The sequence below is a fragment of the Bradyrhizobium sp. A5 genome, from assembly GCF_042076515.1.
Taxonomy (GTDB): Bacteria; Pseudomonadota; Alphaproteobacteria; order Rhizobiales; family Xanthobacteraceae; genus Bradyrhizobium; species Bradyrhizobium cosmicum.
The window spans coordinates 788,636-812,651 of the sequence record NZ_CP148990.1 but is presented as its reverse complement, the minus strand read 5'-3'; the positions used below and the strand labels follow the sequence as shown (position 1 = coordinate 812,651).

The 24,016-nt window shown below is 64.4% G+C and carries 24 protein-coding genes and 1 tRNA gene; 16 read left to right on the top strand and 9 right to left on the bottom strand.

Annotated elements, in window-relative coordinates; translation table 11 throughout:
* Positions 1-148: 148 nt before the first annotated feature.
* Together WHZ77_RS03770 and WHZ77_RS03765 are read right to left on the bottom strand one after the other, a co-directional pair.
* Entirely contained in the window at positions 149-1,165 is a 1,017-nt protein-coding gene (locus WHZ77_RS03770) for a zinc-dependent alcohol dehydrogenase family protein (protein WP_375312455.1), read from the bottom strand.
* A 26-nt stretch (positions 1,166-1,191) separates the two neighbouring features.
* On the bottom strand, positions 1,192-1,608 hold the full coding sequence (locus tag WHZ77_RS03765) for a cupin domain-containing protein (protein WP_375312454.1): 417 nt from the start codon (positions 1,606-1,608) through the stop codon (positions 1,192-1,194).
* A gap of 224 nt (positions 1,609-1,832) precedes the next feature.
* Here WHZ77_RS03765 and WHZ77_RS03760 point away from each other — a divergent pair, with 224 nt between their 5' ends.
* Entirely contained in the window at positions 1,833-2,285 is a 453-nt protein-coding gene (locus tag WHZ77_RS03760) for a c-type cytochrome (RefSeq protein ID WP_375312453.1), read from the top strand.
* A gap of 109 nt (positions 2,286-2,394) precedes the next feature.
* Here the strand turns inward: WHZ77_RS03760 and WHZ77_RS03755 are convergent, their stop codons facing one another.
* Positions 2,395-3,147: an SDR family NAD(P)-dependent oxidoreductase gene (locus WHZ77_RS03755; RefSeq protein WP_375312452.1), complete on the bottom strand. Its 753-nt coding sequence runs from the start codon at positions 3,145-3,147 to the stop codon at positions 2,395-2,397.
* 94 nt (positions 3,148-3,241) lie between these two features.
* On the opposite strand from WHZ77_RS03755, the gene WHZ77_RS03750 reads away from it, so the two are divergent.
* Positions 3,242-3,553 (top strand): helix-turn-helix transcriptional regulator, encoded by a 312-nt coding sequence (locus tag WHZ77_RS03750; RefSeq protein ID WP_151647033.1) that lies wholly within the window; start codon positions 3,242-3,244, stop codon positions 3,551-3,553.
* Between the two features lie 130 nt (positions 3,554-3,683).
* On the opposite strand, the gene WHZ77_RS03745 is transcribed toward WHZ77_RS03750, so the two are convergent.
* A tRNA-Met gene (locus WHZ77_RS03745) sits at positions 3,684-3,760 on the bottom strand.
* A gap of 292 nt (positions 3,761-4,052) precedes the next feature.
* Here WHZ77_RS03745 and WHZ77_RS03740 point away from each other — a divergent pair.
* Together WHZ77_RS03740 and WHZ77_RS03735 are read left to right on the top strand one after the other, a co-directional pair.
* Positions 4,053-5,516 carry a coniferyl aldehyde dehydrogenase gene (locus WHZ77_RS03740; RefSeq protein WP_375312451.1) on the top strand — a complete coding sequence of 488 codons (1,464 nt, stop codon included), beginning with the start codon at positions 4,053-4,055 and terminating at the stop codon, positions 5,514-5,516.
* Between the two features lie 143 nt (positions 5,517-5,659).
* Entirely contained in the window at positions 5,660-7,258 is a 1,599-nt protein-coding gene (locus tag WHZ77_RS03735; RefSeq protein WP_375312450.1) for a GMC family oxidoreductase, read from the top strand.
* A gap of 167 nt (positions 7,259-7,425) precedes the next feature.
* On the opposite strand, the gene WHZ77_RS03730 is transcribed toward WHZ77_RS03735, so the two are convergent.
* Complete coding sequence (locus WHZ77_RS03730; RefSeq protein ID WP_375312449.1) at positions 7,426-8,187, bottom strand: SDR family NAD(P)-dependent oxidoreductase; 762 nt, start codon at positions 8,185-8,187, stop codon at positions 7,426-7,428.
* A 140-nt stretch (positions 8,188-8,327) separates the two neighbouring features.
* Here WHZ77_RS03730 and WHZ77_RS03725 point away from each other — a divergent pair, with 140 nt between their 5' ends.
* The 3 genes from WHZ77_RS03725 (at position 8,328) to WHZ77_RS03715 (ending at position 10,737) form a co-directional block, all read left to right on the top strand.
* The gene (locus WHZ77_RS03725; protein WP_375312448.1) at positions 8,328-8,840 is read left to right on the top strand and encodes a CvpA family protein; all 513 of its coding nucleotides are present in this window, start codon (positions 8,328-8,330) and stop codon (positions 8,838-8,840) included.
* A 128-nt stretch (positions 8,841-8,968) separates the two neighbouring features.
* A complete protein-coding gene (locus tag WHZ77_RS03720; protein ID WP_014439524.1) occupies positions 8,969-9,751 on the top strand; it encodes an SDR family oxidoreductase in 783 nt (260 codons plus the stop codon).
* Complete coding sequence (locus WHZ77_RS03715) at positions 9,748-10,737, top strand: NADPH:quinone reductase (protein ID WP_375312447.1); 990 nt, start codon at positions 9,748-9,750, stop codon at positions 10,735-10,737. Before WHZ77_RS03720 ends, WHZ77_RS03715 begins: the two co-directional genes overlap by 4 nt.
* A gap of 117 nt (positions 10,738-10,854) precedes the next feature.
* On the opposite strand, the gene WHZ77_RS03710 is transcribed toward WHZ77_RS03715, so the two are convergent.
* On the bottom strand, positions 10,855-11,286 hold the full coding sequence (locus WHZ77_RS03710; RefSeq protein ID WP_375312446.1) for a DUF3775 domain-containing protein: 432 nt from the start codon (positions 11,284-11,286) through the stop codon (positions 10,855-10,857).
* A 126-nt stretch (positions 11,287-11,412) separates the two neighbouring features.
* On the opposite strand from WHZ77_RS03710, the gene WHZ77_RS03705 reads away from it, so the two are divergent.
* The 6 genes from WHZ77_RS03705 (at position 11,413) to WHZ77_RS03680 (ending at position 16,775) form a co-directional block, all read left to right on the top strand.
* Complete coding sequence (locus WHZ77_RS03705; protein WP_375312445.1) at positions 11,413-12,264, top strand: MBL fold metallo-hydrolase; 852 nt, start codon at positions 11,413-11,415, stop codon at positions 12,262-12,264.
* A gap of 183 nt (positions 12,265-12,447) precedes the next feature.
* Complete coding sequence (locus tag WHZ77_RS03700; RefSeq protein WP_375312444.1) at positions 12,448-13,290, top strand: fumarylacetoacetate hydrolase family protein; 843 nt, start codon at positions 12,448-12,450, stop codon at positions 13,288-13,290.
* Between the two features lie 160 nt (positions 13,291-13,450).
* Entirely contained in the window at positions 13,451-14,062 is a 612-nt protein-coding gene (locus WHZ77_RS03695) for a glutathione S-transferase family protein (RefSeq protein WP_354226636.1), read from the top strand.
* A 19-nt stretch (positions 14,063-14,081) separates the two neighbouring features.
* The gene (locus WHZ77_RS03690) at positions 14,082-14,951 is read left to right on the top strand and encodes an MBL fold metallo-hydrolase (RefSeq protein ID WP_375312443.1); all 870 of its coding nucleotides are present in this window, start codon (positions 14,082-14,084) and stop codon (positions 14,949-14,951) included.
* Between the two features lie 211 nt (positions 14,952-15,162).
* Positions 15,163-16,308 (top strand): alpha/beta hydrolase, encoded by a 1,146-nt coding sequence (locus tag WHZ77_RS03685; protein ID WP_375312442.1) that lies wholly within the window; start codon positions 15,163-15,165, stop codon positions 16,306-16,308.
* 110 nt (positions 16,309-16,418) lie between these two features.
* Positions 16,419-16,775, top strand: a complete 357-nt coding sequence (locus WHZ77_RS03680) for a hypothetical protein (RefSeq protein WP_375312441.1) — start codon at positions 16,419-16,421, stop codon at positions 16,773-16,775.
* A gap of 91 nt (positions 16,776-16,866) precedes the next feature.
* Here the strand turns inward: WHZ77_RS03680 and WHZ77_RS03675 are convergent, their stop codons facing one another.
* A complete protein-coding gene (locus WHZ77_RS03675; RefSeq protein WP_375312440.1) occupies positions 16,867-17,589 on the bottom strand; it encodes a hypothetical protein in 723 nt (240 codons plus the stop codon).
* 149 nt (positions 17,590-17,738) lie between these two features.
* On the opposite strand from WHZ77_RS03675, the gene mbfA reads away from it, so the two are divergent.
* The 3 genes from mbfA to WHZ77_RS03660 all read left to right on the top strand — a co-directional run bounded on the left by mbfA (position 17,739) and on the right by WHZ77_RS03660 (position 21,042).
* Positions 17,739-18,710 (top strand): iron exporter MbfA, encoded by a 972-nt coding sequence (gene mbfA, locus WHZ77_RS03670; protein WP_375312439.1) that lies wholly within the window; start codon positions 17,739-17,741, stop codon positions 18,708-18,710.
* A gap of 238 nt (positions 18,711-18,948) precedes the next feature.
* Positions 18,949-19,479 (top strand): cytochrome b, encoded by a 531-nt coding sequence (locus tag WHZ77_RS03665; RefSeq protein WP_375312438.1) that lies wholly within the window; start codon positions 18,949-18,951, stop codon positions 19,477-19,479.
* Between the two features lie 90 nt (positions 19,480-19,569).
* Positions 19,570-21,042, top strand: a complete 1,473-nt coding sequence (locus WHZ77_RS03660) for an amidase (protein ID WP_375312437.1) — start codon at positions 19,570-19,572, stop codon at positions 21,040-21,042.
* A gap of 42 nt (positions 21,043-21,084) precedes the next feature.
* Here WHZ77_RS03660 and WHZ77_RS03655 read toward each other — a convergent pair whose 3' ends face one another.
* On the bottom strand, positions 21,085-22,173 hold the full coding sequence (locus WHZ77_RS03655; RefSeq protein ID WP_375312436.1) for a Zn-dependent alcohol dehydrogenase: 1,089 nt from the start codon (positions 22,171-22,173) through the stop codon (positions 21,085-21,087).
* A gap of 44 nt (positions 22,174-22,217) precedes the next feature.
* Entirely contained in the window at positions 22,218-24,002 is a 1,785-nt protein-coding gene (locus tag WHZ77_RS03650; RefSeq protein ID WP_375312435.1) for an acyl-CoA dehydrogenase family protein, read from the bottom strand.
* Between the last annotated feature and the right edge of the window lie 14 nt (positions 24,003-24,016).

The following is a 24,016-nucleotide window of genomic DNA, read 5'->3' as shown; positions in this document are numbered from 1 at the left end:
CGAGGCGGGCCGTTCTTCATGGGAGCCGGTAGCCGCCCCAGGGTCCTGCGAGCTCATCCTTGGCAAGCGAGGTCATGATGATGCCGGGGCGGATCGCGTTTCAAGCAGGCACCTCGCCTGCCCCAACGCACTTTCCGCCGTGCTTCCATCACAGGCGCAGCAGCACCTTGACGGCGCGCCGCTCGTCCATCGCGCGGTAGCCTTCGGCGACATCGGCAAGCGGCAGCTCGAGGTCGAACACCTTGCCGGGATTGATCTTGCGCTGGAGCACCAAATCCATCAGGTGCGGCAGGAACCTGCGCACCGGAGCCGGTCCACCCATCAGGCCGCGCTGCGAGAAGAACAGTTGCTGACCGTCGAAGGTCACGCCATGCGGGACGCCGACATAACCGATCATCGAACCCGGCCGCGCGCATGCGAGCGCCTGGTCCATCGATTCCTTGGTGCCGACGCATTCCAGGACCGAATCGGCGCCGACGTTCTGGGTCAGCTGCCTGATCCTTGCGATGCCCTCCTCGCCGCGTTCCGACACGATGTCGGTCGCGCCGTATTCGAGCGCGAGCTCCTGGCGCTTCTTGTGGCGGCTCATCGCGATGATGCGGGCTGCACCCATCTGACTGGCGGCGAGCACGCCCATCAAGCCCACGGCGCCGTCGCCCACGACGACGACCGTCGATCCCGGCTGCACGCGCGCCGCGTCGGCCGCATACCAGCCGGTGCCGAGCACGTCCGACGTCGCCAGCAGGCTGGGGATCAGATCGGCCGGCGGCAGCTCGGCCGTCGCAACCAGGGTGCCGTCGGCCAGGGGGACTCGCGCCACCGGCGCCTGCGCGCCCGTCATGAACTCGCGCTGCTCGCAGGACGATTGGAAACCGAACCGGCAATGTGGACACGTGTTGTCGGACAGGCAGAACGAGCCGACGACGAACTGCCCCGGGCGCACGGTTTTGACCGCACCACCGACTTGCTCGACGATGCCGCAATATTCGTGGCCCATGGCCTGGGGCCCGGCCGTTTCGTTCAAGCCGCGGTACGGCCACAGATCGGAGCCGCAGATGCAAGTGGCGGCCAGGCGGATGACGGCGTCCGTGGGCCTGAGGATTTTCGGCTCCGCCACCTGTTCGCAACGAATGTCGCGGGGGCCGTGCAAGACTGTAGCGAGCATGATGCGGTCTCTCCTGGTTGACGTCGCTATGACCGGCTTGCCGGAGCGCCGGCCGCATATTGCGCGTCGGTCACCTTCTCCAGCCAGTCGACCGGACTGCCGTTCAGCTTTTCGGCGATGGCGATATGCGTCATCGCGGTCGCGGGTGTGGCGCCGTGCCAGTGCTTTTCCGCCGGCGCGAACCACACGATGTCTCCCGGCCTGATCTCCTCGATCGGCCCGCCCTCGCGCTGCACCCAGCCGAGCCCCGACGTCACGATCAGCGTCTGACCGAGCGGGTGGGTGTGCCAGGCCGTGCGGGCGCCCGGTTCGAACGTGACGGTCGCGCCGCCGATGCGCGCGGGATCATCACCGGCGAACGGCGCGTCGATCCGCACGGTCCCGGTGAAATATTCGGCAGGGCCTCTCGCCGAAGCCTGCGCCCCGCTGCGTGTGATGCGCATGATGGACCTCCATTGTTGCGCTGGACCATACGCCACGGCGGTTCATGCGATTAGACGCCGAAACCGGCATATACTTATGAGATTTACTCACGAATGGCGGGGATTGCCGGGCCGGATGGCCCGGCCGCGCTGGCCGCGTAGGTACGCGGTCTTGACGTGAGTCAATCTGCCGGAGAGCCAAGCCGCTATCATTGGGCTCTTTCCAGCCGGCGTCGGAGCGTGAGATGGTCAAATGCGGCGTGAAATGGTTGATGATGATTTCCGGCCTGACCGCCGGGTTCGCCGTTGTCGCCCAGGCTGAAGACCTCGACATCGGCAAAGGAGAGTTTCAATCTTCGTGCGCGAGTTGTCACGGTGCCGACGCAAGGGGCAAAGGACCGGTCAGCGACCAACTCAGGATAGCGCCTCCTGACTTGACCATGCTGGCCAGGAACAACAACGGCGTCTTTCCCGCGGACGCTGTCTACAAAGCCATCGACGGATCGAAACTACCTCCCGCGCATGGCATTCGTGAAATGCCGATTTGGGGCGACCGATTCAATCCCATCGTCAACTTGCCCCATTATGTCGATCCCTCCTATTGGAAGATGGCGGGGCCGGAGCAGAACCCGGAAGTCGTCGTGCGAAAACGCATCCTGGCTGTCGTCGATTACCTCAGTCGCATTCAGCAAAAGTAACGATCTGCGCCAGACCTTCTCTCTACTGCGCCCGGTCAAAGCAAAATGGCCCGCGTGATGCGGGGGCCATTTTCCCATCGGGACCGGTAAAGTCCAATCACGCAGGCCGTCAGCGCAGGCCGCCGGTGACATGGAGCGTCTCGCCGGTGACGTAGGACGCGTCATCAGACGCGAAGAAGGCCACCGCGGCGGCGATCTCCTCCACCTTGCCGATGCGGCCGAGCGGGGTGGTGGATTCGATCCAGCTGCGCATGTCGCCTTCGTGCAGGCCGGCCGAGACGACGCCTTCGGTGGCGATCATGCCCGGATTGACGGCGTTGACGCGGATCTTGCGCGGCGCCAGCTCCTTCGCCAGCACGGCGGAGATGGCGTCCACCGAGGCCTTCGTTGCGGTGTAGACGGCGGTGTTCGCCGGCGCGAGGGTCGAGACGCCGGAGCTGATGTTGATGATGCTTCCGCCATTGGGGTTGAAGTGCTTCGACGCTTCACCTGAAACCAGCAGCAGGCCGAGCACGTTGAGGTCGAAATGCCGGTGGAAATGCTCGGGCGTGATGGCCTCGAGCGGCGCGAATTCGTAGACGCCGGCGTTGTTGACCAGGATGTCGATCGCGCCCAACGCCTTCACGGTCTCCGCGACGACGCTTTTCACGTCCTTGGGGTCGGCGAGGTTGCCGTGGACCGCGACGGCCTTGCCACCCTTGGCGACGATGGACGCGACCACGCGGTCGGCGGCCTCTTTGCTGGCGCTGTAATTGACGCCGACCGCCGCGCCCTCGGCCGCGAGCCGGACGGCGATTTCGGCACCGATGCCTTTGGACGCGCCGGTCACGAGCGCTACTTTTCCTTCAAGTCTCTTGGTCATCGCATGTCTCCGTTGTTCGGCAGGACGCCGATATTCAATAGTTCAATACTAGTGAACTATTGAAGGAGTTCAAGGGAGGTGTTATCTTTTAGGCATGGTGCAGTTCGTTCACCCATCGCGGGACGAGATCACGCTGGCCGGGGTGCTCGCAGCCCTCGCGGATCCGATGCGGCGGCGCATCGTCAAAAGCCTGGTCGCGGAAAACGCCTGCATGTCATGCACCGAGGCGGCGCCCTGCCCCGACATGGCGAAATCGACCCTGTCGAACCATTTCCGCATCCTGCGCGAGGCCGGCCTGATCCGGACATCGAAGCAAGGCGTCCAGCACCGCAACGTCGTGCGCGAGGACGACATCAACGCGCGGTTTCCGAAACTGTTGAAGATGATTTTGAGTTTTCCGGAGTGACGCTGCTCGCGCACGAGCGAAGTTACGGGACGCGCCAGGCAGCGCTAATGATTTCGCCGAAGCGATGATCCAAAAAAATGGCCCGCGCAACGCGGGCCATTTTCGCATCGGGACCGGTGAAGTCCGAACTTGGTTGCGGGGATAGGATTTGAACCTATGACCTTCAGGTTATGAGCCTGACGAGCTACCGGGCTGCTCCACCCCGCGTTAAACCATTGCGCGCCTTCGCGAAAATGCCGGGGACGGTGGATGAAGGGCCGACGCGGTTCGCGTGGCTTGCTTGTCCCGTCCCAAAGGCTTCCTTGGAAGGCAACCCCGGGCAAAGCCCATTGGGTGCGGGGGGTATGTACCAACCCGCACTGGCTTTGGAAAGGGCTGCGCGGACGTTTTTTTCGACTTTATGACAGGCCGGTGGGCCGAATTCCGGCCGGTTTGGCCCGCTCTTGCCAGAAGTTCCACAAAGGGCCAGCTTGCGGCAACAAAAGCGAAGGGAAACGTCATGTCAGGGAGCAGCGCCTTGTCAAACGCCTTGGATGGATCCCCGACGAGCGTTCCACTGGGAGCTCTGAAGGATTGCTTCCAGGCCATGGTCTTGCGGTCGCGGACGGAGCCGCCGCCTGACCTCGCCGAGCGGCTCGACCGGCTGGCGCGGCTGCGCGCCGTGGTCGCCGACAACGAAGAGCGTTTCCGGCAGGCGATCTCGGCCGATTTCGGCCACCGCTCCGCGGTCGAAACCACCATTGCCGAGACGATGATGGTGTACTCCGAGATCCGGCATGCGACCAAGCAGTTGAAGAGCTGGATGGCGCCGCAGCGCATCGCCACCACGCTGCAATTCCTGCCCGCGCGCAACCGGCTGATGCCGCAGCCGCTCGGCGTGGTCGGCATCATCGCGCCCTGGAATTATCCGCTGCAGCTGACGCTGGCGCCCGCGATCGGCGCGCTCGCCGCCGGCAATCGCGTCATCATCAAGCCGAGCGAGCTCGCGCCGCACTTCGCCGGCCTGCTGAAGGAGACCGTCGCCGCCAGGTTCGACGCGACCGAGCTGCTCGTCACCGGCATCGAGGACGAGATTGCAAAGGCCTTTGCCTCGCTGCCGTTCGATCATCTCGTCTTCACCGGCTCGACGCGGGTCGGGCGGCTGGTCGCGGAAGCCGCGGGGCGTAATCTGACGCCTGTGACGCTCGAGCTCGGCGGCAAGTCACCGGCGATCATCGATGCCTCCGCCGATCTCGACGAGGCGGCCGAGCGCATCGCCTATGGCAAGCTGCTGAATGCCGGGCAGACCTGCATCGCGCCCGATTACGTGCTGGTGCCGGAGCGTTCGCTGCAGGCCTTCACCGAGAAGGTGCGTGCGCAGATGCGGCGCATGTTCGGCACCGATCCCGCCAACAAGGACTACACCTCGATCATTTCCGACCGGCATTATGCGCGCCTGGAAGGCCTCGTCGCCGATGCGGCTCAGCGCGGGGCAAAGATCCTGCAGCCGGCGAAGGCCGACGATCCCAACTGGAAATCCCATCGCAAATTTCCGCCGACGCTGATCGTCGGTGCGACCGCAGACATGGCGGTGATGCAGGAGGAAATCTTCGGCCCCGTGCTGCCGATGCTCGGCACGCGCTCGCCGGCCGACGCAATCGCCTTCGTCAACGCCCGCGACCGGCCGCTGGCGTTGTACTGGTTCGGCAAGGACCGCATTGCGCGCGACGAGGTGCTGGCGCGCACCATTTCCGGCGGGGTCACCGTCAACGACTGCCTGTTCCACTTCGCGCAGGCCAACCAGCCGATGGGCGGCGTCGGCGCATCCGGCACCGGCGCCTATCACGGCGAATGGGGTTTTCGCACCTTCAGCAAGCTGAAGCCGGTGTTCTATCGCTCGAAGTTCAACCGCCTCGCCGACCTCTATCCGCCCTATGGCGGCAAGATCGCGCGGCTGGAGAAGCTGATGCGGTTCATGTCGTAATTGCTCGTCATTCCGGGGCGCGACGAAGTCGCGAGCCCGGAATCCATTTGTCCGCATCAATGATGGTGAGATGGATTCCGGGCTCGCGCTACGCGCGCCCCGGAATGACGACCAAACAAAAAGACTCTCAGGGGGAAACATCAGTGACTGATACATTCGATTTCGTCGTCGTGGGCGCGGGCTCGGGCGGCTGCGCAGTGGCGGGGCGGCTGTCGGAGGATGCGGCGACATCGGTGGCGCTGCTCGATGCCGGCGGACGGAACGACAATTGGCGGATCACCACGCCATTCGGGCTCGCTTTGCCCTACAGCGCGGCCAACTGGGCCTTCGATACCGTGCCGCAAAAAGGATTGAATGGCCGCATCGGCTATCAACCACGTGGCAAGGGCCTCGGCGGCTCCTCGGCGATCAACGCCATGGTCTACATCCGCGGCAACAAATGGGACTACGACCACTGGGCCTCGCTCGGCAATGCGGGCTGGTCGTACGCCGACGTGCTGCCCTATTTCAAGGCTTCCGAGAACAACGCCGATTTCGACGGCGAGTATCATGGCAAGGGCGGCCCGCTGCACGTCAACAGACTGCGTTCGGACAATCCGATCCATGACGTCTTCCATCAGGCCGCGCGCGAGGCGCAGTTCCGCATCCGCGACGACTTCAACGCCGAGGACCACGAAGGGCTCGGCAGCTACCAGGTGACCCAGCACAATGGCGAGCGCTGGAGCGCGGCGCGCGCCTATCTGCAGCCCCACATGGACAAGCGCGCGAATCTGCGGGTCGAGACGGGGGCGCATGCGACGAAAATCCTGTTCCAAGGGGGGCGCGCGGTCGGCATCGAATATCTGCAGGGCAAGCAGACCAAGCAGCTGCGCGCACGCCGCGAGGTGATCCTCGCCTCCGGCGCGTTCCAGTCACCACAATTGCTGATGCTGTCGGGCGTCGGCGATGGCGAGGCGCTTCGCGCGCACGGCATCGGCGTCGTGCATCATTTGCCGGGCGTCGGGCGCAATCTGCAGGACCATCCGGACTTCGTGTTCGTCTACGCCTCGGACTATCCGCACTTCGTTCACTCGTCGCTCGGCCGATTGCCGTCCCTGCTGCGCGCCATCCAGCAGTATCGCAGCAAGCGGCGCGGCCTGATGACCACCAATTTCGCCGAGTGCGGCGGCTTCCTGAAGACCAGCCCCGATCTCGACGTGCCCGATATCCAGCTGCACTTCATCATCGCCATGCTCGACGACCATGGCCGCAAGAAGCACAAGGAAGCAGGCTTCTCATGCCATGTCTGCCTGCTCAGGCCGAAGAGCCGCGGCAGCGTATGGCTGAAAAGCGCCGATCCGCTCGCTGCACCGATGATCGATCCGAATTTTCTGGGCGAGGAAGCCGATCTGGAAACGATGGTCGGGGGCTTCAAGACCACGCGGCGGCTGATGGAGACGCCTGCGATGCGCGCGTTGCAGAAGAAGGACATGTTCACGTCCGATGTCCGCACCGACGACGACATCCGCGCCGTGCTGCGCAACCGCGTCGACACCGTCTATCACCCCGTCGGCACCTGCAAGATGGGCACCGATACCTTGGCCGTGGTCGACCCGAAGCTGAAGGTGCACGGCGTCGAAGGCCTGCGCGTCGTCGACGCCTCGATCATGCCGACGTTGATCGGCGGCAACACCAACGCGCCGACCATCATGATTGGGGAGAAGGCGGCGGACATGATCAGGGCGGAGGCGCGGGCAAGTTGAGGGGCCGCTGTCGCGTCACTCTCCGCCGTCGTCCCCGCGAAAGCGGGGACCCATAACCACAGGGAGGCGTGATGGCGCGAGATGGTCACTCCGAGTCTTCGCCAAATTGCTCCCTGTGGTTAGGGTCCCGGGCTCGCGCTACGCGCGCCCCGGGACGACAGCTGGGCTCAATTCAGCAGGAACCCGCCGTCCACCGTCACCACGCTCCCCGTCATGTAGCGCGACGCCTTCGAGACCAGCAGCAGGATGGCGCCGTCGAGATCGGACTCGGCGCCGACGCGGCGCTGCGGGATGCGCTTTGCCAATCGCTCGCCTGGCGGCGTCGACCAGAACGCGTGATTCATTTCCGTGTCGATATAGCCGGGCGCAAGCGCGTTGATGCGGATGTTCTGCCCGGCAAGCTCAAGCGCCATTGCCTTGGTCGCCTGGATGATCCCGGCCTTGGAGATCGCGTAAGGCGACACCGCCTTCAACACGCCGGTGCCGAGCACGGAGGCGATATTGACGATGTTGCCCTCCTGCTTGCGCGCGATCATGCGCCGCGCAATCTCGGTCGCGAGAAAATAGGCGCCCTTCAGATTGGCGCCGATCACCGCGTCCCAGTCGGATTCGGTCTGCTCGGTCGCGAGCTTCTCGATGGCGATGCCGGCATTGTTGATCAGCACGGTGATCGGACCGAGCGCGGCTTCGGCCGCGTCGACGGCCCTGGCGATCGAAGCAATGTCGGTGACGTCGAGCGCGACTGCCGCGGCACGGCCACCCTTGCCGCGGATTTCCTGTTCCAGACTCTTCAACTTGTCCGTTTGCCGCGCCGCAAGCACGACGGCCGCACCGTTGGCCGCTAGAACCCGGGCAAATTGCCGCCCCAACCCCTGGCTTGCGCCGGTGACGAGGATGGTTTCTTGACTGACGTCGAATAGGTCTGACATGACGGTTTCCTTGACGCTTCCCTGACGCTTCCCTGGGCGCAATCCCACGAACTTTGCGGCTATCAATACAGACGATTTTAGCGATCTGAAACCGGAATGATCGTTGGGACGTTCATTCGTTCCATGGCAGGCTCTCGCTCATGAACAGCTTCGATCTCGCGGTCTATGCGGCGCTCGTCATCGCTGTCGGCTTCGGCTTCCGGACCGGCCTGCTCCGCAGCGCCATGACCATCCTCGCCTATCTGCTTGCCGCCCCCATTGCGGTTTCGCTGATGCCGATGATCGTGCCGCAGATCGCCGGCGATCCGAATTCACCGCAGCTCCAGAACTGGATCTGGTTCTTCGGCATCTTTTTGGTCGTCGGCATGTTGCTGGGGTATATCGGCCGCTTCGTGCTGGATGACACGGTCCGCGAGGCCGGCATCGGCGACCAGCTCGGAGGCGCCGCGCTCGGTGCCATCAGGGTCGGCCTCGTCGCCACCACGCTGGTCCTGGTGTTTGACCAGATCGTGCCGGCCAACCGCCAGCCGCCATTTCTCGTCGGCTCGCGGCTGCGGCCGCTGTTCTCGGCCATGGGACAGATGGGCTTCAAGACACTGCCGCCGGAAGCCGCCGCCGCTATCGACCGCCTCAAGCAGGAACAGCGCATCTGATCAGGCACATTTGCATCGCCGCGCGGGCGCGCATGCATTTTGGTGCGAACCCCTCCCTTATCAGCGGCGCCACGATTGGCTAGAGTGCAGCCCTCTAAAAACCTGCCTGACATTACGGGAGTGAAACAGTGGATCTTGGGATCAAAGGTCGCCGCGCCATCGTCTGCGCATCCAGCAAGGGCCTCGGCCGCGCCTGCGCCTTCTCGCTGGCCGAAGCCGGCGTTGACGTCACGCTGACCGCGCGCGGCGCCGAAGCTTTGAAGAAGACGGCCGACGAGATCCGGAAGCTCTATCCGGGCGTGAAGGTCACCGAGATCGTCGGCGACATCACGACGCCCGCGGGGCGCGAGGCCGTACTGAAGGCCTGCCCCGAGCCGGACATTCTCATCAACAATGCCGGCGGCCCGCCGCCCGGCGATTTCCGCAACTGGACCCGTGACGACTGGATCAAGGCGATCGACGCCAACATGCTCACGCCGATCGAGCTGATCAAGTCGACCGTGGACGGCATGATGGCGCGCAAGTTCGGCCGCATCGTCAACATCACTTCGGCCGCGGTGAAGGCGCCGATCGACATCCTCGGCCTCTCCAACGGCGCGCGCGCCGGCCTCACCGGCTTCATTGCCGGCCTGTCACGCAAGACCGTTATCAACAACGTCACCATCAACGGCCTGCTGCCGGGCCCGTTCGAGACCGATCGTCTGACGAGCACTGCCAAGGGCGAGGCCGACAAGCGGGGCACGACGCCCGAGCAGGTCCTGGCCGAGCGCGCCAAGCTCAACCCGGCCGGCCGCTTCGGCCAGCCCGACGAGTTCGGCTATGCCTGCGCGTTCCTGTGCGGCGCCAAGGCCGGCTTCATCACCGGTCAGAACATTTTGCTCGACGGCGGCGCCTTCCCCGGAACGCTGTGAGGGCGGTCTGGTACGAGCAGACGGGACCGGCGCCGGACGTTCTCACCTATGGTGAGATGGCGACGCCGGTCGCGGGCCCAGGCGAAGTTCGCATTCGCCTGGAAGCCTCCGGCGTCAACCCGGCCGATGTCGGCCGGCGCGGCGGCAGCTACCGCGCGATGGACTACCCACGCGTGATCCCGAACAGCGACGGCGCGGGTTTCGTCAAGCAGGTCGGCAACGGCGTGACGCGCTTCAAGGTCGGCGACCGCGTCTGGCTGTTCAACGGCCAGCGCAACGGCCGCGCCTTCGGCACGGCGGCCGAATATATTGCGCTCGCCGAGCAACTGGTGACGCCGCTGCCGGACCATCTCTCCTTTGCGGAAGGCGCGACGCTCGGCATTCCCGCCATGACGGCGTGGTGCTCGCTGTTTGCGGACGGCCCGATCGTCGGCAAGACCGTGCTCGTCACCGGCGGTGCCGGCGCGGTCGGGCACTACGCCGTGCAGCTTGCCAAATGGGGCGGCGCGCAGGTGATCGCGACCGTCAGCTCGGCGATGAAGGGCGAGCAGGCGCGGCGCGCGGGCGCCGATCTCGTCGTCAACTACAGGGATGAAGACGTCGTCGCCAAGGCGATGGCCTTCACCGGCGGACGCGGCGTCGACCACGTCGTCGATGTGGATTTCGGCGGCAACATTGCGACCACGTTGAAGCTGATGGCGATGAATTCCACCATCGCGGTCTACGCCACCAACGGCAACCGCACGCCAACGGTGCCGATGCGCGAGCTGATGGAGAAGTGCATTACGCTCCGCGCGCTGGTGCTGTTCGCGCTGCCGTCGGCGCTGCTTGCCGCAGCGCAGGCCGACATCTCGAATTGGCTGGCGGCGGGGCCGCGGCTTCACAATGTCGCGGCGCAATTCGCGCTGTCGGACACGGCACAGGCGCACCTGGCCGTCGAGAAAGGCGACAAGCTCGGCACCGTGATCGTCGACTGCGCACGGTGAGCTTCCACAGCGTCATGGCCGGGCTTGTCCCAGCCATCCACGCCCTTCGTTGCGGTAAAAAGAACGTGGATGCCGGGGACAAGCCCGGGCATGACGAACTCATGCAAATCTCAAGCCCTACACGACCGGCGTGGTCCGCTCGTCGGTCCAGTCGATGCCGAGCTCGTCCATGCCGTCGGCCAGGAGATCGCCCAGCATCGGCTCGCCCAGCAGGTACTGCACCGCCTCATGCCTGGGCTTCTTGTATTCGGCGCGCGCCTCGATGGCGCGGGCGCGCAAATCATCCCACTCCTCCACCGTGCCGTCGCCGCGACCGAGCCACATCAGCGTCACGAGGTCGAGTTGCTCGTCCTCGTTCATCGCCAGGATGAAGCCCGAAAGCTCGCCGGCGACCGGATCGGACGCGGTGTCCTCCAGCACGTCCGTCTCGCCATCGTCCGCGGGATTGGAGCCCGAATCCGGATCGGAGGCGGCTTCCTTGACGTCGAATTCGCGCGCCTTTTCGATGATGAAGGTTACCTTCTCGGTGGAAATCGAAAGCTCTGGCATCTGCTCCCCCTTTGGATCTCGATGGGTTCCCTCGATAACGCAGGATCACGACAGATGATCCATTGCGCTGCGCAACGGAAAGTGCGCATCTTTCGGCATCAAGATGAGAACATGGGGACACACCGCATGCAGTGGAAGGTCGGCAAGGTCAAAATCACCAAGATTGTGGAGCTGGAGACCGTCGGCTCGACCCGCTTCATCCTGCCGCTGGCGAGCAACGAGGAAGTCCAGAAGCTGCCCTGGCTGATTCCGCACTTTGCGACGGAAGAAGGCCGGCTGAAGATGTCGATCCATTCGCTGGTGGTGGAGACGCCGAACCAGCGCGTCGTGGTCGACACCGGCCTTGGCAACGACAAGCAGGGCCGCAGCGTCCCGACCTGGAATAACCGCACCACTCCGTTCCTGGAGACCATGATTGCGGCGGGCTTTGCCCCCGACAGCATCGACACCGTGCTGTGCACCCATCTTCACGTCGACCATGTCGGCTGGAATACGAAGCTCGTCGGCGGCAAATGGGTGCCGACCTTTCCGAAGGCGCGCTATGTCTTCGGCAGGACCGAATACGAGCATTGGCGCGACCATTCGACCGAGCCGGACAAGCAGGCGGTGTTTGCAGATTCCGTGAAACCGATCGTGGATGCCGGCCGGGCCGATTTGATCCCCAGCGACCATCGGCTGTCCGATGACATCAGCATGATCCCGACCCCGGGGCATAGCCCCGGCCATATGAGCATCCTGATCCAGTCGGACGGCGAGCAGGGATTGCTGACCGGCGACGTCGCCCATCATCCCTGCCAGATGAAGCATCTCGGCTGGTCCTCGACGGCGGATTCCGACCAGACGCAATCGGCCAGGACGCGCCGTGAGCTGTTCGGTCGGTTTGCGGATACGCCGACATTGGTCATCGGCGGGCATTTCTCGGCGGGGCATATCAAACGGGATGGGGATGCGTTCAGGTTGGTGGCGCTGCAATCGTAGGGTGGGCAAAGCGAAGCGTGCCCACCAACCTCAGTCGGCCAAGAGCATTGGTGGGGCACGTCGCTTCGGCCCACCCTACAAAGTAAGGGCTGCAATGCGCCCCGTTTTGAGCGGTTGAATTTCCCGCCGCCCTGTTCCATGAAGCTATTTAACCGATCGGTCCATCTCCAGGGAGAAACGAGAATGAAGCTTGTTCGTTACGGCGAAAAGGGTGCGGAAAAGCCCGGCCTGATCGACAAATCCGGCCAGTTGCGCGACCTGTCGGCGCATCTGAAGGATCTCACCGGCGAGGCCTATTCTCCGGAGTCGCTGAAGAAGCTGGCAGCCCTTGATCCCGCCTCACTGCCCGCCGTCTCCGGCAAGCCGCGGTTCGGGGCGCCCGTGACCGGCATCTCGAAATTCGTCGCCATCGGCCTCAACTACAGCGACCACGCCAAGGAAACCGGCGCTGCGATCCCGACCGAGCCGATCATCTTCCTGAAGGCCAACACGTCGCTGTCCGGCCCGAACGACGCGGTCGAGAAGCCGCGCGGATCGACCAAGCTCGACTGGGAGGTCGAGATCGCCGCGATCATCGGCACCCGCGCCAAATACGTCTCGGAGGCCGATGCGCTGAACTACGTCGCCGGCTACTGCGTCTGCAACGACGTCTCCGAGCGCAACTTCCAGACCGAGCGCCTGGGCCAGTGGACCAAGGGCAAGTCGCATGACACGTTCGGCCCGGTCGGACCGTGGCTCGCCACCAAGGACGAGATCAAGGACGTGCAGAACCTGTCGATGTGGCTCGACGTCAACGGCCAGCGCCGCCAGACCGGCTCGACCCAGACCATGATCTTCTCCATGGCCAAGTGCATCTCCTACGTCTCGCAGTTCATGACGCTGCTGCCCGGCGACATCGTCACCACCGGCACCCCGCCCGGCGTCGGCCTCGGCATGAAGCCGCCGACCTTCCTCAATGTCGGCGACGTCGTCACGCTCGGCATCGAGGGCCTCGGCGAGCAGCGCCAGGAGATCGTCGCGGCGTAAGCTTTGGCGCGCTCCAACACACCCACTGTCGTCATGCCCGGGCTTGTCCCGGGCATCCACGTCTCACAGTCTAGCCACGCGGAAGCGCGTGGATGGCCGGGTCAAGCCCGGCCATGACGGTGGAGATACCGTTCGTAGATCGATCGCAGGGACTGCCGCCATGAAACTCTCCTTCTCCGCCGCCTCGCCCTTCGCCCGCAAGGTGCGCATCGCCGCGATTGAGCTCGGGCTGATCGACAAGATCGAATTCACGCCGGCAACAGTAGCGCCGGGCACGGCCAACGAGGATTATTCGCGCATCACGCCGCTGAAGAAGCTGCCGGTGCTGATCACCAACGACGGCGACGTCATCCTGGATTCCTATGTCATCGTCGAATATCTCAACGAGATGGCCGGCGGCAGCCTGATCCCGGACTACGGTCCGCGCCGCTGGAAGGCCAAGACCAATCACTCCCTCATCAACGGCATGCTCGATTCCATGCTGCTGTGCCGCTACGAGAAGATGGTCCGGCCGCAGGGCCTGCAATGGCAGGCATGGTCGGACGACCACTGGAACCGGGCCTGGACCGGCATGGCGCGCTTCGAGAACATGCCCGACGTCCTCAACGGCCCGTTCGACATCTCGCAGATCGGCCTCGTCTGCGTGCTCGGCTATGCCGACTTCCGCTTCGCCGATTGCGGCTGGCGCAAGGCCTATCCGAAGCTCGACGCCTTCCACCAGAAGATGCTGGAGCGGCCCTCCGTGAAGATCTCGGTGCCGCCGGCCGCATAATCGAATAGCGGGAGTTCTCATGAGTTTGAAGTTCTCGATCGGCGATCTCACCATCCATCGCATCATCGAGCAGGAGACGACCTTCCTGCCGGCGCTGGAGATGCTGCCGGGTCTGACGCCGGAGGTGCTGGCCGAGAACCGCGAATGGATGCAGGAGTCGAAGGCACTGGATGCGCAGGACACGCTCATCCTGTGTTTCCAGTCCTATGTGATCAAGACGCCGCATCACACCATTCTGGTCGACAGCTGCATCGGTAACGACAAGCCGCGGCCGCAGCGGCCGAAATGGAACATGAAGACCGATGACGCCTATTTGCGCGGACTTTCGAGCGCGGGCTTCTCGCCTGACGACATCGATTTCGTGATGTGCACGCATCTCCATGTCGATCACGTCGGCTGGAATACCCGCATGGAGAACGGCCGCTGGGTGCCGACCTTCCCCAAGGCGCGCTACGTATTCGGCAAGCAGGAATTCGACTACTGGACCGAACAGAATGCGAAGGCGGAAGTCGCGCCCTTCGTCGACAGCGTGCTGCCGGTGGTCGAGGCCAGGCGCCACGAGGTGGTCGGCAACGACCATCAGATCGGCGATCACGTCCGCATCCTGCCGACGCCGGGCCACACGCCCGGCCATGTCGCCTTCACCTTCGGTCGCGGCAAGGACGACGCTGTTTTCAGCGGCGACCTCATGCACTCGCCGATCCAGGCGCTCTATCCGGAGATGTCGGTGAAGTTCGACGTCGATCCGACCGCGGCGGCAACGACGCGCCGCAGCTTCCTGGAGCGTTATTGCGACACCGACACGCTGTGCTGCACCGCGCATTTCCCCTCGCCGTCGGTGGGGAAGATCAAGCGCAAGGGCAGCGGGTTCGTCTGCGCGGCGGTGTGATCCAGCGCTGCTCGTCCCGCGAACTCCCATCCTCCCCTGGAGGAGGAGGATCGGTTCGCATGCAGCGGAGCGGAATGCGAACCGAGGTGGGGTGAAGGTCTTTCCGCATCGAACACTGCCCGTGTTGAGAGATCACCCCACCCCGCTCGCGCTGCGCGCGATCGACCCTCCCCTCCAGGGGAGGATAAGAGGCGCCCTCACGGAGGAAACGATGACCGATCTCCCCGACATCCCCCTGCCCGCCGGAATCCGCTCGCGTTATGTCGACGGCATCAACGGCTTGCGCATGCATGTGCTCGAAGCCGGCTTCGAAACCAAGGGGCGGCCGTGCATCCTGCTGCTGCACGGTTTTCCGGAGCTCGCCTTCTCCTGGCGCAAGGTGATGCCGGCGCTTGCGGCCGCCGGTTATCACGTGATCGCGCCCGACCAGCGCGGCTATGGACGTACCACCGGCTGGAATGCGGATTACGACGGCGACCTCGCGCCGTTCCGTCTGTTCAATCTGGTGCGCGATGCGCTCGGGCTTGTGTCGGCGTTCGGCTACAAGCAGGTCGACCTCGCCGGACATGATTTCGGCAGCCCGGTCGCGGCCTGGTGCGCGCTGATCCGGCCCGACGTGTTCCGTTCGGTGACGATGATGAGCGCGCCGTTCGGCGGGCCGCCGCCGCTTCCGTTCAACATTGTCGAAGCACCCGCGCAGGCGCCGGCCGACGATCCCGTGCATCGCGAGCTCGCCGCGCTGCCGCGCCCTCGCATCCACTATCAATGGTACTATTCAACGCGCGCGGCGAACGCCGACATGCAGCACGCGCCGCAGGGCGTGCATGATTTCCTGCGCGCCTATTATCATCACAAGAGCGCGGACTGGATCGACAACAAGCCCACCCCGCTGAAGTCGTGGTCGGCGAGTGAGCTCGCAAAACTGCCGACCTACTACGTGATGGACGCCGGCGAGACCATGGCCGAGACGGTCGGCAAGGAGATGCCGTCGCCGGCGGCGATCGCCGCCAATCGATGGCTGCCGGACAGCGACCTGGCCTATTACAGCGCCGAATACGGCCGCACCGGATTCCAGGGCGGCCTGCAATGGTATCGCTGCGGCACATCGGGTGCGTTCAACAGCGAGCTGCAACTGTTCTCCGGCCGCAGCATCGACGTGCCCTCCTGCTTCATCTCGGGCAAGCAGGATTGGGGCATCTATCAGCGCCCCGGCGTGCTGGAGGCGATGCAGACGAGCGCGTGCACCAGGATGCTCGGCTGCCATTTGATCGATGGTGCCGGTCATTGGGTGCAGCAGGAGCAGCCGGCCGAGGTCAGCCGATTGCTGCTCGACTTCCTGGCGCGCGCAAAAGCGTAGCCGCTTCGCGCCCGTCGGATCGAAGCGCACATTCTCCGCTACCGGGAACATTTGGCAATGACTGGCGTTGCGGCAGGCCGGCGTTGCGTCCGGAGATATGGAGAACACCTATGGAAAAGAAAATCGCCGGACTGTTGGGCGCCATGGCAGCGCTTGGCGCTGTCGGCTCCGCGCAGGCCGCCCATGCCCCGACGGACGTCCTGAAAGCAAATTCGTTCGCCGAACTGTTGCAGCCAATCCCGGATGCGGCGACGACGCTACAGGCGATCGACGAAGCCGCGCCGGCTTCGTCTGGCGAGAACGTGCAAGTCGCGCAGTTCTACCATCACCATCATCACCACCATCATCATCACAGCTTCTACCGCCGCTACGCACCGCGGGTGGTCGTGGTGCCGCGCTATCGGTTCCGCCATCACCACCATCATCACCATCACCACCACCACAGCTTCTATCGCCGCGACTATTGAGCCGGCCTCAGCACAGCAAAACAGGGCCCACGGGCCCTGTTTTCGTTCCGGGTTCTTGCCGGGTTCTTGCCGGGTTCTGGAAACGGCAGGTCTATTCCCCCCGGGACTTGTCCTTGGCCGCGCGATGCAGATGCCGATAGGTTCCGTCGAACACCGTATCGGTCGACGAGGTCCATTCGGTGCCTGCCGACAGTGTCGGGCGGCTGTTATAGATTCGCCGCGCCTGAAGTTCGCGCTCGGAGGCCTCCTCCGCATCCATTGGCTCGAGTTCGAAATTCGCTTCCTCCGGGATCACGATGATTTGCGCGAACGGTTCATTCGGCCGGAAGATGTGGGTGCGCCCCTCGGCGGGGGCCTTGAAGACGGTGAAGAACAGCATGGGCCACCAATTGCGCACCAGCGCCGGCACCGCGATCGGCACCGTATCGGTCCGGTCAGTATAGAACCGCGGATGCGGTTCGGTCCGGATCGCCATGCCTTTCTCGACCTTCAGATCGAGCAGTATCTGGTAGGTGTAGAAGACATCTCCGAAATTCCGGAATGGCGGCCACTGCACGCCGCTGTCCGGTGGCTCGCCCCAATCGGCTTCGAACATCAGACGGCCGTCTCTGGTGCTGACGTGGAGCTCGAAGTCGTAGGGATAGAACAGCTCGATGCCGTATTGCGCGCCTTCGGAGAACGGCACGCAATGCCAGACCTGTTCGCGGGAGCCGTCGGCCCGCGGCTCACGCTTGCCTGCCCAGCCCGGAATTTCGAGCCTGGTCCGCCGCGGCGCCAGCCGCGGATCGTTCAGGCGGTATTTGACCTTGCTCATGAAGCCCCCATGCCGAGATTTCCCAGTTCTGGAACGGCTGTGAACGGGATCGGGTTCCGCTGCGGGACAGGTTGAAAAATTGACGGAGGCGTTTGACCCGGGAAGATCGACCACCTATAGATTAGAATAATTCTAAACTGAAGGACCCGATGAAGAATTTTGCCGATTTGACGGAGCGCGAGGTGCTTGCCGTCGCGATTTCCTCCGAGGAGGAGGACAGCCGCATCTACATGACCTTCGCGGAGGACCTGAAGGAGCGTTACCCGGATTCAGCCAAGCTGTTCGAACAGATGGCCGAGGAGGAGCGCGGCCATCGCCATATGCTGCTGGAATTGTACGAGCAGCGCTTCGGGCCGAATTTGCCGCCGATCCGCCGCGAGGACGTCAAGGGCTTCCTGCGCCGTCGCCCGGTCTGGCTGACCAAGAACCTGTCACTCGACACCATCCGCAAGGAAGTCGAGACCATGGAAATGCAGGCCGAGAACTTCTACGTGAAGGCGGCCGAACGGGCGCAGGATGTCGGGGTGCGCCGCCTGCTCGGCGATCTCGCCGAGGCCGAGAAAGGCCACGAAGAGTTCGCTGCCAAACTGACCGGCCAGATCCTGAATACCGACGTGCGCGCCGAGGAAGACCGCACCAGCCGTCGCATGTTCGTGCTGCAATATGTGCAGCCGGGCCTCGCCGGCCTGATGGACGGATCGGTGTCGACGCTGGCGCCGCTGTTCGCGGCGGCCTTCGCCACGCATCAGAACTGGCAGACGTTCCTGGTCGGCCTCGCCGCCTCGATCGGCGCCGGCATCAGCATGGGCTTTGCAGAAGCGCTGTCCGATGACGGCTCGCTCACCGGCCGCGGCTCGCCATGGCTGCGCGGTCTCACCTGCGGAGCGATGACGACGCTCGGCGGGCTTGGCCACACCATGCCCTATCTGGTGCCGGACCATTGGGCGAACGCGTTCTGGATCGCGACCGCGATTGCCGGTGTCGTGGTGTTCTTCGAATTGTGGGCGATCGCCTACATCCGCGCGCGGTACATGGACACACCGTTCCTTCAGGCGGTGTTCCAGATCGTGCTCGGCGGCGCCATCGTGCTGGCGGTGGGCATACTGATTGGAGCGGCTTAGCCGACGGCCATGAGCGGCATCGTTCAAACACCTTCGCGGGTCTGGCCGGCATGTTGATCCTGCCGGCCGCCGGCGAAGCCGCACGCGCCACCGACGAAATCCAGGTCTACAATGCCGGCATCGCCGCGCTCGGGCAGCCAATGCGCGCATGAGCGGCCGCCCCGTCAATCCCATCGCACACGCCTTTGCGCGGAGCTTCCAACCCTAGGGCGAACTCATCGCCAGATCGGGCACCATCATGACGGGCCAACTGCACTACGAGACACCGGCCAGGATCTTCCATTGGCTCATCGTGGCACTGCTTGCCGTGCAGTATCCGATCGGCTGGTTGATGCCGGACCTGCACCGCGGCATGACACCGGGTGCCGCGATGACGTTTCACCTCTCGATCGGGCTGACAATTCTGGGGCTGACCGCACTGCGTCTGGTCTGGCGGCTGACTCATCCCGTTGCGCCGGAGAGTTCGCTACCGGCGTGGAAGCGCATGAGCTCGGAGGCGGTGCACTGGCTGCTCTATGCACTGGTGCTCGCGACGACGATTTCAGGCTGGCTGTTTGCATCCTACCGCGGATGGTCCGTCTCGTTCTTCTACCTCATGCCGCTGCCGATGCTGGCGTCAGACAACATCGCCGCGGGACGTACCATCGACGGCCTGCATCAGGCTTCGGAATGGGCACTCCTCGTCGTGATCGGAATTCATGTCGCCGCCGCGCTCGCGCACATTTTCGTCTATCGCGATGGTGTCATGCAGCGGATGCTTCCCAGGTAGTTCTTGTAACAGGATAACCGCCGTCAAACGGCGGTTGCGGCCTCAAGAAAAACTGCGCATCATCCCGTCAGTGAAGCGCAGGAGCATGTCGTGGCCAAGTCGGAATGGAGTTTCAAGAGCGCGGTCGAGCTGTCGGCCGCGTTGACCGCGAAGAAGGTCTCGTCGGTCGAGCTCACGCAGGATGCGATCGACCGCATCGAACGGCACGACGGCAAGATCAACGCGATCTGCGTGCGGGATTTCGATCGTGCGCTTGACGCCGCACGCGCGGCGGACGCGGCGCTGGCGCGCGGCGAAACAAGGCCGCTGCTCGGCCTGCCCATGACGGTGAAGGAATCCTACAACATCGCGGGCCTGCCGACGACCTGGGGCATTCCCGCGCAGAAGGATTTCATTGCCAGGGAAGACGCGCTGCCAGTGACGCGGGTGAAGGACGCCGGCACCGTCGTTGTCGGCAAGACCAATGTGCCGCTCGGGCTCGGTGACTGGCAGAGCTACAACGACATCTACGGCACCACCAACAACCCCTACGATCTCGGCCGGACGCCGGGTGGGTCCTCCGGCGGCTCCTCGGCCGCGCTCGCGGCGGGCTATGGACCACTGTCGATCGGCTCGGACATCGGCGGCTCGTTGCGCGTGCCGGCTTTCCATTGCGGCGTCTACGCGCACAAGCCGACCTTCAACCTCGCTGCGATGCGCGGCCACACGCCACCGCCGTTGCCGCCCTTGCCGTTCGAGCGCGACCTCTCGGTGATCGGTCCAATGGCGCGCAGCGCCGCCGACCTGTCGCTGGTGCTCGACGTGATGGCCGGGCCCGATCCGATCGACGCAGGTCTGGCTTATCGGCTCGAGCTGCCGGCGGCGCGCCACGCCGCCTTCAAGGATTTTCGCGTGCTGGTGATCGACACCCATCCGGTGATGCCGACCGATACCGCGGTGCGCGGCACCATCAACCGGCTAGCCGACAACCTCGCCAGGGTTGGCGTGAAGATCGAGCGCAGCAGCCCGCTGCTGCCTGATTTCGCCGCATCGTCGCGGCTCTATATGCGCATGCTGCTGTCGTTCCTCGGGGCCGGCTTTCCGCCCGATGTGTATGCCGGCGCGAAGAAGGCGGCCGAGGCACTGCCGGAAGGCGACACCAGCCTCGGCGCCGAGCGGCTGCGCGGCATCGCGCTCAGCCACCGCGACTGGCAGATGGCGAACGGTGGACGCACGCGGCTGCGTGCGCAATGGCGCGAGCTGTTCAAGACGTTCGACGCGGTGATTTGCCCGATCATGCCGATTGCGGCCTATCCGCACGACCATTCGCCGGACCAGGAACAGCGCCGCATCACGATCGACGGCAAGGCGCACGTCTACACCGACCAGCTCGCCTGGCCCGGCATCGCCACGCTGCCCGGCCTGCCCTCGACCGCGATCCCCACCGGCTTTGCGCCGGATGGACTGCCCATCGGTGTGCAGATCGTCGGCCCGTGGCTGGAGGACCGCACGCCTCTCAAGCTCGCCGAATTGATCGAACGCGAATTCGGCGGGTTCGTGCCGCCGAAGATGTTTGATGATTAGTTCTCTTATCTCTCCCCGCAATGCGGGGAGAGATAAAAGCAATCAGCTATCGAACACGATCACGCTGCGCAGCGTCTTGCCTGCCTTCATGCTGGCAAAGCCCTCGTTGATCTCACTGAGCTTCAGCTTGGCCGAGATCCAGTCTTCCAGGTGCAGCCGTCCGCGCAGGTAGAAATCGACCAGCCTCGGCATGTCGACACGGAAATGGTTGGAGCCCATCGACGAGCCCTGAATGCGGCGCTCGCGCAGGAAGTCGAAGCCGTGGAGCTCGATCTTCTGGCCGAGCGGGATCATGCCGACGATGGTGGCGGTGCCGCCGGAGGCGAGCATGCCGAACGCCTGCTCGGCGGTCTCCTTGCGGCCGAGCACCTCGAACGAATGATGCACGCCGCCATTGGTGAGGTCGCGCACCTGCTTCACAACGTCTCCATCGGCGGGATTGATGATGTCGGTGGCGCCCAGCTTGGTCGCGAGCTGGAGTTTTGCCGGATTGGTGTCGATGGCGATGATGCGGCCGGCGCCTGCGATCTGCGCGCCGTTGATCGCGGCCATGCCGACGCCGCCGCAGCCGATCACAGCGACGGTCTCGCCGGCCGTCACCTTCGCGGTGTTCACGACAGCGCCGTATCCGGTGATGACGCCGCAGCCGATCAGCGCGGCGAGATCGAGCGGCATTTCCTTGCGGATTTTGACGATGGCGTTCTCGTGCACCAGCATCTGCTCGGCGAAGGACGAGAGGTTGAGAAACTGGTGCAGCTTCTCGGGCTTCGACCATTGCATCCGGTTGGAGACCCCCGGCAGCAGTTTTACGGTGGTGTCGGTGCAGAGCACAGTGCGACCCGTGGTGCAATTGTCGCAGGTGCCGCAGAACACCGACAGGCACGTGACGACGTGATCGCCCGGCTTCACATAGGTCACGTCGGAGCCGACCTGCTCGACGACGCCGGCGGATTCGTGCCCGAGCACCGCGGGCAGCGGATGCGGATAGAGGCCTTCCATGAAATGCAGATCGGAGTGGCAGAGACCGGCAACCGTCGTGCGGATCAGAACCTCGCGCGGGCCCGGCTTCGGCAGGCTGACATCCTCGATGACCAGCGGCTTGTTGACTTCATAGAGGACGGCGGCCTTCATCGAGCACTCCCTGTCGCTTTTCTTGGTTTGGACGCGAGCACAGCCTACGCCGCCAGAACCAGTTCGCCAACCTCGCTCATGCCGGCATCGCGATCGCCCAGCAGCAGCGCGGCGATCTTCTGCTGCACCGCATTTTCCGTCAGCCGGAACGGATCGTTCGGCGCCACGCGATGATCGATAACCAGACGCGACAGCAGCAGCCGGCGCGCATCGCCGCGCCTCTCGTGGATGCGATGCGCTTCCCAGGCGAGCGCAACGGCGCTTGCGACGTGATAGAGCAGGCTGGTGGCGCGGCGCGCGTCGGCTTCGTTCTCGGATGTCCCCGCGACCTCGCGGGCGAAACCGACGGCGCGATCGACGAGGCCGCGCAAATTGTCGCGCCAGGCCTGCGGCACGGAGGCGCTGTCGTCGAGACGGGCATGCAGATCGGCGGATAGCGCGGATTCGGCGCCGTGGCGGCCGACCGCCCGCCGGAGCGCGTCGATCGCGACGATGTTGCCGGTGCCTTCCCAGACCGAGCCGAGATGCGCATCGCGCAGCAGCCGCGCGGTGGCGAATTCCTCGATATAGCCGATGCCGCCGCGCATCTCGAGCGCATCGCCGCAGACTTTTCGCGCATCGCGGGTGGCGCGGAATTTCAGCGTCGGCGTCAGGATGCGCAGCAGCGCGGCTGCGTCCTGACTGCCCGCTTCGGCGCGGTCGAGCGCTTCGGCGGTGAGAAAACTCGTCGACAGCGCCTGCTCGACCGGGAGCATGATCTTCAGCATCTGCCTTCGGCCAAGCGGCAGATCGATAATGCGGCTGCCGAACACCACGCGATTCTTGGCCACCGTCATCGCGTCGTGATAGGCGCGGCGCATCAGCGCGGTGGATTTCACGCCGTTGGAGAGCCGCGACGAGTTCACCATCTCGGCCATCTGCACGAAGCCGCGGTCGAGCTTGCCGACCGCATAGGCGATCGCGCCTTCGAGCTTGATCTCTCCCGAAGCCATCGAGCGGGTGCCGAGCTTGTCCTTGAGGCGCACGATCCGGTAGTGGTTCTGCGATCCGTCGTCGAGGAAGCGCGGCATCAGGAACAGGCCGACGCCGCGCGTGCCGGGACCGGCGCCCTCAGGGCGCGCCAGCAGCATCACCACTTTCGCGTCGGCATTCGAGCAGAACCATTTCTCGCCGTACAAGCGCCAATGGTCACCCTCCTGCACGGCGCGCGTGGTCAGCGTGCCGACGTCGGAGCCGCCCTCCTTCTCGGTCATGAACTGGCCGCCCTGCGTCAGCTTGGCCATGTCGGTCTGGGTGAGGCCGTCGAGATATTTTGCTTTCAGCGCCTCGCTGCCGAAATTCGCCAGCAGTTTTGCGCATCCATCGGTGACGTTGATCGGGCAGCCCATGCCGAACTCGGTCTGGTTGAACAGGAAGGTGAAGGCGTGTTTTGCCACCACCGGATATTTGTCCGGCCAGCCCATGATACCCTTGCGGATCGAGAGCGCATGGATGCCGAACTCGCCGAACGCGGCGTTCTCCAGCTGGCGATAGGCCGGGTGGTATTCGATCCACTGCACGTCGCGGCCGAACTTGTCGCGCTGGTGCAGCACAGGCGTGTGCCGGTCGGCGAGCCGTGCATAGTCGTCGAGCGGGCCGCCGACGAGCTCGCCGAGGCGATCGAGATGCGGCTCGATGTGACGGAATAATGTCTCCGGCAGATGGATCCGCAGGAGATCCGTCAGCGCCTGATCGGCGCGGTAGAAATTCATGCCCGATGTATCGGGCGCCAGCAGGCCGGATGGTGCCGCCGCGACATTGTTTGGCTGCGCTGTGACCGGCTTGTGCATGATCGTCCTCTTGG